The organism is Amycolatopsis sp. SB7-3, from assembly GCF_041021335.1.
Lineage (GTDB): Bacteria > Actinomycetota > Actinomycetes > Mycobacteriales > Pseudonocardiaceae > Amycolatopsis > Amycolatopsis japonica.
This window is the reverse complement of the sequence record NZ_JBFPJQ010000001.1, coordinates 3,614,831-3,629,629: the sequence shown is the minus strand read 5'-3', so window position 1 is coordinate 3,629,629 and position 14,799 is coordinate 3,614,831. Positions and strand designations below refer to the sequence as shown.

9 protein-coding genes are annotated in these 14,799 nt (G+C 66.8%); 5 read left to right on the top strand and 4 right to left on the bottom strand.

Features of this window, described 5'->3' with window-relative positions; translation table 11 throughout:
- Nucleotides 1-38: 38 nt before the first annotated feature.
- Nucleotides 39-1,685: a condensation domain-containing protein gene (locus tag AB8M46_RS18065; protein WP_394360812.1), complete on the bottom strand. Its 1,647-nt coding sequence runs from the start codon at nucleotides 1,683-1,685 to the stop codon at nucleotides 39-41.
- A gap of 454 nt (nucleotides 1,686-2,139) precedes the next feature.
- On the opposite strand from AB8M46_RS18065, the gene AB8M46_RS18060 reads away from it, so the two are divergent.
- Complete coding sequence (locus AB8M46_RS18060) at nucleotides 2,140-3,375, top strand: cytochrome P450 (protein ID WP_037335719.1); 1,236 nt, start codon at nucleotides 2,140-2,142, stop codon at nucleotides 3,373-3,375.
- 60 nt (nucleotides 3,376-3,435) lie between these two features.
- On the opposite strand, the gene lysX is transcribed toward AB8M46_RS18060, so the two are convergent.
- The gene (lysX, locus tag AB8M46_RS18055; RefSeq protein WP_394360811.1) at nucleotides 3,436-6,753 is read right to left on the bottom strand and encodes a bifunctional lysylphosphatidylglycerol synthetase/lysine--tRNA ligase LysX; all 3,318 of its coding nucleotides are present in this window, start codon (nucleotides 6,751-6,753) and stop codon (nucleotides 3,436-3,438) included.
- A 243-nt stretch (nucleotides 6,754-6,996) separates the two neighbouring features.
- Here lysX and panB point away from each other — a divergent pair, with 243 nt between their 5' ends.
- From panB to pip, 3 genes are all read left to right on the top strand, one after another.
- Nucleotides 6,997-7,872: a 3-methyl-2-oxobutanoate hydroxymethyltransferase gene (panB, locus tag AB8M46_RS18050; protein ID WP_016331602.1), complete on the top strand. Its 876-nt coding sequence runs from the start codon at nucleotides 6,997-6,999 to the stop codon at nucleotides 7,870-7,872.
- A 339-nt stretch (nucleotides 7,873-8,211) separates the two neighbouring features.
- Entirely contained in the window at nucleotides 8,212-9,186 is a 975-nt protein-coding gene (locus AB8M46_RS18045) for a hypothetical protein (protein WP_394360810.1), read from the top strand.
- Nucleotides 9,187-9,275: 89 nt separating this feature from the next.
- On the top strand, nucleotides 9,276-10,235 hold the full coding sequence (gene pip, locus AB8M46_RS18040) for a prolyl aminopeptidase (protein WP_394360809.1): 960 nt from the start codon (nucleotides 9,276-9,278) through the stop codon (nucleotides 10,233-10,235).
- A 52-nt stretch (nucleotides 10,236-10,287) separates the two neighbouring features.
- On the opposite strand, the gene AB8M46_RS18035 is transcribed toward pip, so the two are convergent.
- Nucleotides 10,288-10,575: a hypothetical protein gene (locus tag AB8M46_RS18035; protein ID WP_394360808.1), complete on the bottom strand. Its 288-nt coding sequence runs from the start codon at nucleotides 10,573-10,575 to the stop codon at nucleotides 10,288-10,290.
- A 416-nt stretch (nucleotides 10,576-10,991) separates the two neighbouring features.
- On the opposite strand from AB8M46_RS18035, the gene AB8M46_RS18030 reads away from it, so the two are divergent.
- Nucleotides 10,992-13,949, top strand: coding sequence for a PQQ-dependent sugar dehydrogenase (locus AB8M46_RS18030; protein ID WP_394360807.1), 2,958 nt, complete (start codon nucleotides 10,992-10,994; stop codon nucleotides 13,947-13,949).
- A gap of 42 nt (nucleotides 13,950-13,991) precedes the next feature.
- Here the strand turns inward: AB8M46_RS18030 and AB8M46_RS18025 are convergent, their stop codons facing one another.
- On the bottom strand, nucleotides 13,992-14,798 hold the full coding sequence (locus tag AB8M46_RS18025) for an ABC transporter permease (RefSeq protein WP_037331945.1): 807 nt from the start codon (nucleotides 14,796-14,798) through the stop codon (nucleotides 13,992-13,994).
- Nucleotide 14,799 lies beyond the last annotated feature (1 nt).

Genomic DNA, 14,799 nt, shown 5'->3' with positions numbered 1-14,799 from the left:
TTTCTCCGGTCGGGACGAGGGGCTGGCGTAGGCGAGGGTCAGGCCTGGGTTTCGGCCGCGCGCCGTTCGCGGGCGGCGCCGAGCAGCCGCTCACGGCTGCCGCGCGCTCCCCCCGTCTGCTTCTTCTCCGCGCCGACCAGCAGATCGGCGTGGCCGCGGACGGTGCCGGCGCGGAACAGGTCGACCGTCTTCACCATCCGGCCGGACACTTCGCGCAGCTTCTCCACCAGCACCACCAGGCGCAGCGAATCGCCTCCCGCGTCGAAGAAACTGATGTCGTCGCCGAATTCCTTGTTGTCGAGCACCTCGCTCCACACACCGCGGACGAGGTCCAGGCGCACGGCCGGATCGTCGAGGTCGAGGGCTTCGGTGGCGGGCTTGAGCACGGCATCCTCCGGGGATCGGGCGAGATCCGCGACACCGCGTCGCAGATCGAGAAGCAGACCGTCGATCGTTTCGTCGGTGAAGAGATCGGCGGGGTAGTCGAGGGTGAGCTCCAGGCGGGATCCGTCCGTCACATGCACGAAAAGCGCGAGATCCCACTTGCTGTACTGGGGTTCCAGTGGCCGGAACCGGCCGGTGACGCCGGGCGCGAGGTCGAACGGGGCGGGCACCTCGGCGAGGTTCACCAGCACCGGGGTCAACGGCAGCCTGCCGACGTCGCGCTCGTCGTCCAGTTCGGCGGCGAGCGCGTCCAACGGGACATCCGCGTCGATGAACGTCTCCATGCCGGAATTCCGCGCTTCGAGCAGGAGTTCGCGCCACGTCGTCGTTTCGTCGAGGCGGATCCGCAGGACGAGGGTGGACATGAACATCCCGACGACACCGGCGGAGACCGGGTCGTCGCGACCGGGCCAGACCACCGAGAACAGGAAGTCGCGTTGCCCGCCGCGGCGGGCGAGGGTCGCGGCGAGGATCGCGACCCCGGTCATGAACGCGGTGCAGCCCGCTTCGGCCGACGTCGCCAGGACCCGCGCGGTGACCTGTTCGTCGAAGGCGGTGTGGGCCTCGGCGCCGATCATGGACAGGTCCGGGTCCGGCCGCCGGTCATAGGGCAGGTCGACCGTGGTCGGCGCGCCCCGCAGTCGCTCGACGGCGTCCGCGATCCTGGGCGCCAGCTCGGTTTCCGGGATCGGAACCTGGACCTGCGCGGGATGGATCGGTTCGGGCAGAACGACTTCTTCACCGCTCAGCGCGCCGCGGTAGAACCGGCCGATCTCGTCGAGCAGCAGTTTCCGTGACGTGGCGTCGAAGACGATGTGGTGCACGGTCAGGACGAACAACGTGGTGTCCGGGCCGACGCGAATGAGCTCAGCTCGCGCCGGCGGTTCGTCGCCGAGGTCGAAGGGCGTGTAGCAGAGAACCTCGACGAGCCGCTTCACCTCGTCAGTGGTCCAGTCCTCTTCGACGGCGTCGAGGAAGCCGGCCTCCGCGGGCTCGCCGTCGGTCCGGTACTCGACGCGACGGTGCGTGGTTTCGAGGCGGAATCGCGATCGCAGCGCGGGATGCCGCGCCAGCGCGCGGCTGACGGCGTCCGCCAGCGCGACGTGGTCGATCGGTCCGGTGAACTCGATGACCGACGGGATCAGGTACGTCGGGCGCAGCCGATCGATGCGGTCGACGATCCAAATGCCCTGCTGAGTGGGCGTGGCGACATGCCAGACACTGGCCGATTCAGATGGCATACCTCTGCCGCTTCCCCCGGTCGGTGGACAGCCTGAATGGAAAGAAGAAATGCACGGCGAAAAGCCGTAATCAAATCAACGCGGTGGCTGAATTCCCCAGAAATCGAACCCCCAATTGCCATCCAGACGCTACGAGGACACCGCCGCGACTGTCAACTCGTCCATTCGTGGACATCTCACCACTGAGCTACGAAAGCAGTGATTCGGACACCCTTGACACTGCTCGAACACGCGTGCTTGACTCGGCCGACATCTGGGGAAGAAGCAACGAACCTGCCCACACGGGCGTGGATGCGTTGTGCTGCAAGGAAAGTTGATACGGCGAGCAGTGCCGCCGCCGTATTCACTGGTCCATTGGACGCAGTGGCCACTGGGGTGTTCAGCGCATACGGCCACTATGCCATTCGGGTGCGGATAAATCATGGCGGTCCGCCGCGAAATGAAGGGAACGCGCATGACGCTCGAGGACACCACCAGGGGTTGTCCGGTGCATTTCAGCGGCGCCGACCTGGTCGACCCTTTCCTGTACGCCGACGGTGACGCGCATTCGATATGGCGTGAACTCCGCGCGCAGGACGGGCTGACCTGGCACCAGGTCGACGCCGAGCGCGGCTTCTGGTCGGTGGTGAAGTTCGCCGACACCGACTTCGTCATGCGCACCACGGAACTGTTCACCTCCGAACGCGGCACCATGCTCGAACTGCTGGGCATGGACGATCCGGCCGGCGGCAAGCAGCTCGTCGTCACCGACCCGCCACGGCATACGATCATGCAGGCGCGGCTGAAGAAGGCGCTCGCGGTCCGCGCGGTGGACAAGCAGCGCGACATGGTCCGGGAACTGGTGCTGGGCCTCATCGCCCCGCTGGGCGACGGCGGTGTCTTCGATTTCGCGGAAGCCATGATGACCATGCCGATGGCGGTCACCGGCCGGATGATCGGCCTGCCCGAAGAGGACTGGCCATGGCTGACGAAGCTCACCAGCGCCTGCGTCGCCGCCGACGATCCGGAGTTCCAGATCGCGGACGGAAAGGACGCGACGCTGGCCAGCGCGCACCGGGAACTGTTCGTCTACTTCCAGGATCTGGTCTCGTACCGGCGCGACCACCTCAGCGACGACCTGCTCAGCGTGCTGATCTCGACCGAGTTCGAGGGCAGGCACATGTCACCCAGCGAGATCGTGGCCAACTGCTACAGCCTCCTGCTCGGTGCGAACGTCACGACGCCGCACGCGCCGAACTTCGTGTTCGCGGAATTCATCGAGACCGGTGTGCTCGAGGACTGGACGCGGCATCCGGAGACCGGGCAGACCGCCGTCGAAGAGGCCTTGCGCTGGTCTTCGCCGGTCAACCACATGCTGCGGTACGCCACCCAGGACGTCGTGCTGCGCGATACGAAGATCTCCGCCGGCGACGCGGTGGTGGTCTGGCTCGGTTCGGCCAACCGCGACGAGGAACAGTTCCCGGACGCGGACACCTTCGACATCCGGCGCAAACCGAACAAGCACCTCGCGTTCGGGATCGGGCCGCACTACTGCGTCGGGCACAGTGTGGCGCGGATGAGCATCCGGATCCTGTTCGAGGAGCTGCTGAGCCGGTTCCACGATTTCGCCCCGGCGGGGAAGCCGGAGCGGATCACGTCGAACTTCGTGTCCGGGTACAAGCGGGTGCCGATCACCGCGGCCCGGCGGTAGCAAAGGTCCCTTGCTCTCTTTTCGCAGGTCAGCGGGCCGAGTGGGAGCAAAGGTCCCTTGCTACCCCTGCGGGCGCACGAACGGGAACAGCACCGTCTGCCGGATCGACGCCCCGGTCAGCATCATCAGCAGCCGGTCGACACCGATGCCGAGCCCGCCGGTCGGCGGCATGCCGTGTTCGAGCGCGAGCAGGAAGTCCTCGTCCAGCTCCATCGCCTCGACGTCCCCGCTCGCCGCGCGCAGCGACTGGGCCTCCAGCCGCCGTCGTTGCTCGAGCGGGTCGGTCAGCTCGGTGTACGCCGTGCCGACCTCGGAGCCGAACGCGATCAGATCCCAGCGCTCGGCCAGCCGCGGGTCCACGCGATGCTGCCGGGTCAGCGGCGAGACGTCGGTCGGATAGTCGGTGTAGAAGGTCGGCAGCACGGTCGCGCCTTCGACCAGATGCTCGTGCGCCTTCAGCACGAGATCGCCGTGCCCGGCGTCCTCGTTCACCGGCACCCCGGCCGCGCGGCACAGCCGCTGGAGTTCGGCGACGGAGGTACCCGCGTCGATCTTCTCCCCGAGCGCGGCCGAGACGGCTTCGTGGACCGGGATCACCGGCCAGTCACCGGAGATGTCGTACTCGACGACCTTCCCGTCCGGCCCCGGTCGGCGAACCACCTGCGCGCCGTACGCGGCCTCCGCGGCGCACTGCACGAGTTCGCGCGTCAAGGTGCGCATAGTGTTGTAGTCGGCATACGCCTGGTATGCCTCCAACATGGTGAATTCGGGGTTGTGCGTCGCGTCGACGCCCTCGTTGCGGAAGTTCCGGTTCAGTTCGAAAACGCGCTCGACACCCGCCACGCAAAGCCGCTTCAGGTAGAGCTCGGGCGCGATCCGCAGGTACATCCGCATGTCGTAGGCGTTGATATGCGTGATGAACGGCCGCGCGTTGGCGCCGCCGTGCACGGTCTGCAGCATCGGCGTCTCGACTTCGAGGTAATCGCCCTGGTGCAGCCGCTCCCGCACCGCGCGCACGACGGTCGAGCGCATCCGCAGCATCGCCGTCGAGTCCGGGTTCACCGCGAGGTCCAGGTACCGCTGCCGCACCCGCGTCTCCGGATCGGTGAGACCTTTTCGCTTGTCCGGCAACGGATGCAGGCTCTTCGCCGTCACGGTCCATTCGTCGACGAGCACGGAAAGCTCACCGCGCCGCGAAGTCACGACCTGCCCGCTCACGCCGACATGGTCACCGAGGTCGACGCCTCGCCGCCAGCCGCCGAGGTCGAGCACGGAGGCGTCGAGCATCAGCTGGATCTCGCCGCTGAAATCCTTGACCCGCGCGAAACAGAGCCCGCCGAGGTTGCGCATCGCGAGCACCCGGCCCGCGACGCGGACCCGATGACCGGTGTGGGTGTCCGGGCTCAGGTCCCCGAATTTCGAGACGACGTCGCCGAGCAGATCGTCCCGCGCGAAACCGACCGGGTACGGGTCGATCCCGGCTTCCCGCAAGCGATCCAGCTTCGCCATCCGCACGCGGACCTGGTCGGGGCGTCGCACCTCCTTGGGTGCGGGAGTGGCCGCGTTCGCTTCGATACGGTGGACTTCGGCGACGAAATCGTCGGTGACCGTCTCCAGTTTCAGCGCCCGCGCAGATCGCCCGGTCGGGACGAATCCTTCGAGCGCGCCGGCGACGATGCCGACCCGCGGCAACCGTCGAGCCGAGGAATAGCACAGGAAACGCGGCTCCCAGTCGGGCCCGTACTTGGCGTTGGACCGGTAGAGCGATTCCAGCTGGAAGAACCGCGACGCCATGCTGAGCACGCCGCGCCAGGCGCGCAGCACCGGGCCCGCGCCGATCCGCTCCCCCTCGGAGAAGACCGCGCGGAACATCGCGAAGTTCAGCGAAATCCGTTGCGCGCCAAGGTGTGAGCTCGCCGCGACGACCTCGGCGACCATGTACTCGTTGAGCCCGTTTTCGGCGTCGCGATCGCGCCGCATCAGGTCGAGCGACAGGCCGCGACGGCCCCACGGCACGAACGACAGCATGCCGCGAAGCTCGCCCTTGGCGTCGTACGCCTCCACCATCACGCTGCGTCCGTCGCTCGGATCACCGAGCCTGCCGAGCGCCATCGAGAACCCGCGTTCGGTCTCCGCGCCACGCCACTGCTGCGCCTGCAGCAGCAGCCTGGCCATCTCGTCCGCCGGGATTTCGCTGTGCCGCCGGACTTTCGTGCTGTATCCGGCCCGTTCGATCCGTTTGACCGCTTGCCGGACCGAGCGGCGTTCCGGCCCGGCGAGGCTGAAGTCACGGACGTCGAGGACGGCTTCGTCGCCGATCTCCAGCGCGCGCAGACCCGCGTCGGCGTAGACCTTCGCGCCGCGTTCGCTCGCGCCGAGCACGCCGGGCGTCCAGCCGTAGGTGCGTGCCTCGCTCAGCCAGGCGCGGACCGCGTCGGGCCACGCGTCGGGATCGCCGATGGGATCCGCGCTCGCGACGCTGGTGCCCGCGAGCACGCGGTACGCCACGGCGGCGCGGCCGTTCGGCGAGAAGACGACACTCTTCTCGCGCCTGGTGGCGAAATAGCCGAGAGAGTCGTCTTCGCCGTGTTCGGCCAGAAGGCGGCGTACGCGAAGTTCTTCCTCGTCTGTCCTCAAGCGACGGCTGCGCACACCTCGGAAGAGCGTGTACAGCGCGGCCGTCGCGACCGCCGTGGCGCTGAGGTCGAGCACGAGGTCGAGCCAGGCGGGTCCTTCGCCGATACCGACCCGGCGCAGCTGGATGTTCTCCCCGGTCGTGTGGTTGACCACCCACGCGAACCGCGCCCAGGTGTCGGCGAGACGGCCGGGGAAGGCTTCGCTCAGGCCCCAGCCGACCAGGATGACCGCGGCCAAGCCGCCGAACAGCACCGTGAAGCCGTCACGCCAGGCCCCGGGCGCGAGCCGGGCGGGGAACGCGGGACGCAGGACCCAGAGGAACGCGATCATCCCGATCGAGATCAGGTCGGCGATGGCCAGCACCCACAACTGGTGCGGGATGTGCCGGACCTGCCACGGACCCAGTTTCAGCAGCTCGGGCGACCACAGCAGGGCGGCCTGGAAGGCCAGCGTCACCGCCAGGCCGCCGACCTGGAACAGCAGGAGCGTGTAGAGCGCCGCTCGTTTGCGGCGGCGGAGCGCGGCACCGAGGACCACGAGCAGCAGGACGATCACGAGGCTCGCGTTCGTCGGGATGCTCAAGGCCGAGAAGGCGATGTCACCCGTCCTGAGCACCGGCCCCTTCACACCGCCGGCGAGCAGGAGGATCACCGAGAACACGGCCGCGAGCTGCACGAGGGTGGCGACGATCCCGCCGGCCCTCGCCTTCCACGGCGCGACTCGGCTCACTGGGTTTGCCATTCTGGTCCTTCGCGTACACACAGGGGATCGACAGCTGTACTTACTTGACGTCACACAACCCTGTGTGGTTGTCAACGATCATCATCCTCTGGTCTGAATTTCCTCATCCACAGGCGTGACGCCGCGGTGTGAAGCTGGTCGCAGGGCCTTGGGAGCGGTATCCGGGCATGTCAGGCTTTGTCCTGTTCAGCTCCACTACCCGGGGACCTCTTCGAGGCCTCGAGGGAAGGACGGTCGACAAGGATGTCTGCCACCGAAAAGGATTCCGGCGAGCTCACCGCTCCGTACGGGACCGGCGCGGCGCCCCAGGCCACATCTGGGAAGAAGGTCCGCGTACATCACCTTCGCGACATGAAGGAGCGCGGCGAAGCCTGGCCGATGCTCACCGCCTACGACATGTACACCGCCGCACTGTTCGACGAGGTGGGCATTCCCGTGCTGCTCGTCGGGGATTCCGCGTCGAACAACGTGTTCGGTTACGACACTTCGCTTCCGGTGACCGTGGAGGAACTGCTTCCGCTGGTCCGCGCGGTCACCCGATCGGTGAAGCGGGCCCTGGTCGTGGCCGATCTGCCGTTCGGTTCGTATCAGCTTTCACCGCAGCAGGCGCTGGAGACGTCGGTGCGGTTCATGAAGGAGGGCCGCGCGCACGCGGTGAAACTCGAAGGCGGGCGGAAATTCGCTCCGCACGTCGAGGCGCTGACGTCGGCCGGCGTCCCCGTGATGGGACATATCGGATTCACGCCGCAGAGTGAACACAATCTGGGCGGCTACCGGGTCCAGGGGCGCGGCGAAGCGGCCGAAGCGCTGCTCGCCGACGCGCTCGCCCTGGAGGAGGCCGGCGCCTTCGCGGTCGTCATGGAGATGGTGCCCGCCGAAGCGGCGAAGCGGATCACGCACGAACTGAAGATCCCGACCGTCGGCATCGGCGCCGGACCGGACTGCGACGCGCAGGTGCTCGTCTGGCAGGACATGGCCGGGCTTCGGCGCGGTAAGACCCCTCGCTTCGTGAAGAAGTACGCCGATCTCGCCGGTGTACTGGCCGGGGCCGCGTCCGCGTTCGCGGAGGACGTGCGGCGAGGCGAATTCCCAGCGCCGGAGCACTCTTTCCACGACTGACCCGCCTCTGACCTGCGAAAAGAGAGCAAGGGACCTTTGCTACCACTCCCCGGCTGAGGAGCGCGGTAGCAAAGGTCCCTTGCTCTCCCGCGCCGTGGTGACCGTGTGGATTTCTGGTCATCTAACGCCCCAAAATCCACACACCCCCTACCCGCCGGGGAGCGCGGTAGCAAAGGTCCCTTGCTCCCTTTCCAGGCGGTCCTTGCCGGACCACCCTCCTTTAGTTGTTCACGTATATGAACTTCAATCATGTCCTTGACTCTCATTCGTAAAGAGGCTTAACGTCTAGCCCGTCGCCGCCACGACCGAATTTCGATCCCTCGACGAGGAGGACCACGGATGCGTGTTCGTGAGCGGGCTCTGGCCGTTGCGGCCGGTGCAGCCCTGCTGTCGACGCTGGCGGCGTACCCGGCACAGGCCGCGACGGTCCGCGTAGGGACTTCGGAGCAGCTCACGGCGGCGCTCGCTTCGGTCACTCCAGGCACCGTCATCGAGCTCGCGGCCGACACGACTTTCACGGGCAACTTCAAGGCGGCGAAGAGCGGCACGTCCAGCAGCCGCATCACACTGAAGGGTCCGCGAAGCGCGGTCATCAAGGCCTCGACCGGGCGCACGCTCGAACTGACCGGCAGCTACTGGAACCTGACCGGCTTCACCCTCACCGGTGGTCAGAAGGGCCTGATGGCGACCGGCGTCAAGAACACCGTCGTCGACGGCATCAAGGTCGCCGGTGTCGGCCACGAGGGCATCCATTTCCAGTACACGAGCACCGACAACGTCGTGAAGAACTCAGAGGTGACCGACACCGGCCGCGAGTACGCGGGCTATGGCGAAGGCATCTACTTCGGTTCCGCGAAGGGCAACTGGCCCGGCGGCACGCCCGACCGGAGCGACCGCAACAAGGCGCTGAACAACAAGATCGGCCCGAACGTACGAGCCGAGTCGATCGACATCAAGGAAGGCACCACCGGCGGCGAACTGCGCGGCAACGTCTTCGACGGAACCGGGCAGAGCGGCGAGCACTTCGCCGACAGCTGGGTGGACATGAAGGGCAACAACTACGTGGTCGCGGACAACCGGGGCAGCAAGGTCTTCGTGCACGACGCGACCTACGGCGGCTTCGAGGTCCATGTCCAGCTCGACGGCTGGGGCCGCGGCAACACCTTCTCCGGCAACACCGCGGACGTGCAGTCCAGCTACGCGCACGGCTTCTATCTCGTGAAGGCCGCGACGGGCAACAGGGTCTGCGCGAGCAACAAGGTGACCGGTGCCGGGAAGGGATTCGCGAACGTGGCCGCCACGGCGGGCTGCTGACGCGACCGAAGACCGGGGGCCCGCTCAGCCCGGCGGCGGGGGCGGGCCCCCACCCTTCGAACATTCGCCGATTCGGGCAGAGTGTTCTTATGGATGACCTGTACCCGCCGATCCAGGTACGCGCCGAGGGCATGCTCGACGTCGGCGACGGGCACCGGATCTACTGCCAGGAAGCCGGGAACCCGGACGGCAAACCCGTGGTCGTGCTGCACGGAGGCCCTGGTAGCGGCATCTCCCCCATGGCCAGGCGGCATTTCGACCCCGAGGCCTACCGGATCATCCTGTTCGACCAGCGCGGCGCCGGCCGCAGCACTCCGCATATCGGCACGCCGGACGTCGACCTGTCGGCCAACACCCTCTGGCACCTCGTCGCGGACATGGAAAAGCTGCGCGAACGGCTGAATCTCGACCAGTGGCAGCTCTTCGGCGGCTCATGGGGCGCGACCCTCGCCCTCGCCTACGCCGAAACCCACCCGAGCCGCGTCAGCGAGATCATCCTGCGCGGCGTGTTCACCGTCCGCCGCGGCGAACTCGACTGGATCTACAACGGCGGCGCCGCGAACCTCTTCCCCCGCGAGTGGGAAGACTTCCTCGCGCCGATCCCCGAAGACCGCCGCGACGACCCACTTTCGGCGTACCGCGAGCTCGTCTATCACCCCGATCGGGCGATCCGGGAACGTGCGGCCATCGCTTGGAGCACCTGGGAAGGCGCGATCGTCTGCCTGCGCCCGGATCCCGCTTTCCACAACCAGTACGCGTCACCGGACTTCGCGGTCACGTTCGCTCGGCTGGCGCTGCACTACTTCTGCCATGGAGCATGGCTTGAGGAAGGACAGTTGATCCGGGAGGCCGGGAAGCTGGCGGGAATTTCTGGCGTGATCGTGCAGGGTCGGTACGACGCGGTGTGCCCGCCGGCGACGGCTTACGAACTGCACCGGGCTTGGCCGGACTCGAAGCTGGAACTCGTTGAAGCGGCCGGGCACGCGGTGACGGATCCGGGGATGCTGGCGGCGCTGCGGGAAGCGACGGATTCGTTCCGGCCGATTTGACCAAGACGCGTCAGCCGAGGTTGGACCTCCTACATGCCTCCCTTCGCCCTCGTTATCTAGGTAATCGAGACAACATCTGCACGAGTTCGTCCGGGAACTCCGCCATGTGCGGTTCGACGCAAAACCTCACAGTGCAAGCAGCCGATACGAACTCGATCGCCGAGTACTCCCCGACCGACAGCATCTTCGAAGACATCCCCAAAGGGACCACAAAGTTCGCTTGAGCCTCATCTGTCAGCGACTCGAGGAAGTCGGTTTCTTCCGAAAAGACGAATTCCACGATCAACTCCAAGACCCTCGCCAGCTCGGAGATGTTCAGTCCGCGGGAGAGCTCGATCATGTCTTCGTATTCGGCGAATCCGAATCGATTTATGCCCACTACCGCGAACGCACCTCCTAGACTCCCCTGGCCTTGACGAGACACAAGGTCTCAGTCATCCCGCATGATACGAGGAACCTCCCTGTGTCCTCGTGAAGATTTGATCGCCTCGCGGAACCGCCGCCGCGGCGGGCGGCAGGATGCATCGGCACTTCGGACCGGCCGGCTCCCTCCGACGAGTTCCACGTTGACATGCGAATGGCCGATGACAAGCAGGGTTCAGACCAATAGCGTTCCCTGTGATCATCGTCCTTGGGGGGATCCGGGTGTCTTGATCGTCGCGTGGCACCATGCCGTGGCCGCGACGTACCTTCGCTTCGGCCTGCGCGCGATCTCACGCCGACGGGAGCCCTCTTCGTCCGAAGAAGGCAGGTCCCATGCGTATTCGAAGATCCATCGCCGCCGCGGCGGCCGGCTTGACCGCACTCGGCGTCACGGTCGTCACGGCGCCGGTCGCCTCAGCGGCACCGGCGTTACCGGACGGGTTCGTGGTGCTCGATCTGCCGTCCGGGCAGCAGCCTGGTGAACTCACCGACGCGGCGTACCTCCCCGACGGCAGCGTCTTGACCACTGGCAAGAGCGGCTCCGTACGGTGGACGTCCGCAGGCGGGCAGTCGAACGAAGTCGCTTCGATTCCCGTCTACACCGGGGGTTCACTCGGTTTGACGAGTATCGCGGTGGCCCCGGACTACGCCACGAGCCGGACGCTCTACACCGCACGAGCACTGACCGTCGGCAGCGGCGACCGCGTGTTTCGGGTCAGCAAATGGCAAGCACAAGGGGCCGATTCGCCCACCGCGCTCATCGACGAGTCGGTGGTCCTCGAGTTCTCCGCGAACTCCGACACCAGGGGAATCCAAGACCTCGCGGTGGATCCGACGGGCAAGGCCATCTGGATCGCGGTCGGCGACAACGCCACTGACGGCACCGTCGACACGTTCGCCCTGCGTGCGCTGGATCCGAACCAGCCCACCGGGAAGATCCTGCGCGTGGACCCGAGCGGACTCGGCGTCGCGGACAACCCCTTCTACGACCCCACCGAGCGCGCCTCCTGGCGAAGCCGTAACTACTTGAGCGGCCTGCGGGATCCGCGCGTCGCGCTCGACCCGCGTGGCGGTGTCGTGGTCACGGACACCGGCCGGACCGCACCTCACGAGGTGAACATCGCGTTCCCCGGGCAGAGCGCGAAATGGCCGTGCTGGGAAGGGAACTCCCAAACACCCGGCTATCAAGCCCTTCCCGGGTGCGCCGGCATCACGAACACCGCGCCGCGGTTCGAGATCGGCCAGAGCGCCGGCGGCACGGTCAGCGGCGCCATCCGTTACAGCGGTGAGTCGTACCCCGAGACATACCGCGAACGCCACTTCGTGGCCGATAAGGGCGCGGGAACCCTGTCGACGTTCAGATTCAACAGTTCGGCGGAATCCGTGAACTCGCCCGCCGTCTTCGCCTCCGCGCTGGGGAGTCCCGTCTCGATCACGACAGCTCCCAACGGCGACATCGTGCTGGCTGACGCGGACAGCTCGGCTCTCCGTCGGCTGAGCTACCGCCCAGGCAACAAGGCGCCGCTGGCGGACTTCACCACCACGATCGATCCCGCCACGCGCACGGTCTCGTTCGACGCGAGTCTGTCCACGGACCCGGACTTCGACCACCTCACCTATCAGTGGGACTTCGGTGACGGCGGGACCGGCAGCGGACGCACCGTGCGCCACGCCTACGACACAGCGGACGTGACCACCGCCACCCTGACCGTGAAGGACCTCCACGGCGTCGTGTCGAGTTCGAGCCAGACGATCACCCCCGGTATGGCCGGTCCGACGGTCACACTCATCCCTCCGCCGGAAGGCACCGTGTTCTCGTCGCAAGAAACGGTCGCCTTGACCGCGGAATCGGACGATCCCGTCGACGGTCCGATCACCGTCAGCTGGACGGCGGAGAAACGTCGTTGCCCCGCGGACAGCAGCTGCACCGTCACTTTGGTCCGGACCGGCACCGGATCGCCGTTCAAGTTCGATTTCCCGGAGGAGACCGACAGCAGCGTCGTGATCACCGGAACCGTGACGAACGGCCGAAACGTCGTGGCCAAGGCACGCTATGTGGCTCAGCCTCGCCTCGTGCGGCTGACGGTCGTCGGTAACCACCCGGCCCAGATCACCGTCGAACCGGGCCGGAGTGCGAACCGCCTGGTGACCGCCGGCGCTCCGCTGAAGCTCTCAGCTCCGCACACCGCACTCGACGGGGCGGGGTTCCGGCGGTGGGCGGACAGCTTCGGCACCAATACCCACCGGGAGATCCGGATGCCGGCCGGGGAACTCACACTCCGGGCGGACTACCTGTCTCCCATCGAAAAGCGTTACTCGGAGGATTCCGCCCTGCGCACGACATTGGGCGCCGTCGTCGGTCGGGAGGTCATCGAAAGCCCCGGAAGCTGGCAGGCCTATGCCAACGGTCGGCTCTACCGGACCTGGCAAACCGGGGTGACCGCCGTCTACGGCCGGATCCACGACAAGTACATCGCTTTGGGCGCGCATGCCTTTCTCGGCGCTCCGACCGTGGACGAATTCCCGGGCAAAGTGGGGAACGGGCGCTTCAGCCACTTCGCGGGCGGACCGACGACCGGTGCCGGGACGATCTACTGGACACCCGATTCCGGGGCGGCCGTGATCTACGGCCCCATCCGCGAGAAGTGGGTCGAGACCGGATCCGAAGCAGGCGTTCTCGGCCACCCGACCACCGACCAGGCGGCGACCCCGGACGGTGTCGGCCGGTACAGCCACTTCGTCAATTCGTCGATCTATTGGACGGCGGAGACCGGGGCGCACTTCGTGCTGGGCGCGATCCGGGAGAAGTGGAAGGCACTCGGGTGGGAACGGTACTTCGGCTACCCGACCACCGACGAGTCCGTGACCCCGGACGGTGTGGGCAGGTACAACCACTTCAGCCAGGTCGGTTCGATCTATTGGACGCCGTCGACGGGCGCCTATGAGGTCCACGGCTGGATCCGCGAACGGTGGGCGGCCGTCGGCTGGGAAAACGGGCTCGGCTATCCGACCACCGACGAGACCTGGACGCCGAACGGCGCCGGGAAGTACAACCACTTCCGCAAGGGGAACGAGGAACACTCGATCTACTGGCGGTTCGGCACCAGCACCGCGTTCGACGTCCGTGGCGCGATCCGCAACCGCTGGCGGCAGCTTGGCTGGGAGACCTCGTACCTCGGCTTCCCGACCAGTGGTGAGTACGACGTTCCCGGTGGCAAGCGCAGTGACTTCCAGAACGGCTACATCGTCTTCACCGCCGCGACCGGCGCGGTGGTGGACCGTCGGTACTGAGTGAAAACGCCGGTGCGGCTTTCGAGCCGCACCGGCGTTTTCTCACAGCCGTCCGCCCGACGTCGTGTCGCCGGAAAGCCGTTGCGCCAGATAGACCGGCACCGTCGAGGCCAGGATCAGCACCGCCGCCACGACGTTGACGATCGGGGCCTGGTTCGGCCGGAACAGGTTGTTCAGGATCCAGATCGGCAGGGTCTCCAGCCCGGTCCCGAGGGTGAACGTCGTGACGATGATTTCGTCGAACGACAGGGCGAAGGCGAGCAGACCGCCGGCCAGCAGGGCCGAACGCAGCATCGGGAAGGTCACCAGCCGGAACGTCGTGAGCCCGTCGGCGCCGAGGTCCATCGACGCCTCTTCGAGGTTGCCGCCCATCCGCCGCAGGCGGGCGACGACGTTGTTGAACACCACCACGATGCAGAACGTCGCGTGCGCGACGATCGCGGTGAACAGGCCGAGGTCGATGCCGAGGATCGTGCGGAAGGCGTTGTTCAGCGCGATACCGGTGACGATACCGGGCAGCGCGATCGGCAGGATGATCAGCAGCGACACCTGGTTGCGGCCGAAGAAACGGTACTTCTGCAGCGCGAAGGCCGCCATCGTGCCGAGTACCAGGGCGATCGCGGTCGCCGCGAGTCCTGCTTGGACACTCGTGCCGAGCGCGTTGAGCGCGCCTTCGTTCTCCGCGGCCCGGCTCCACCATTCGAGGGTGAAGCTCGACGGCGGCCAGCCGAAGGTGGTGTCCGCGTTGAAGGAGTTGAGCAGGACCACGAGCAGTGGGAAGTAGATGACGCCGAGGCCGAGCACGAGCGCGGCGAGCAGCAGGTATTTGGTCGTCCGGGAAAGCCGCATC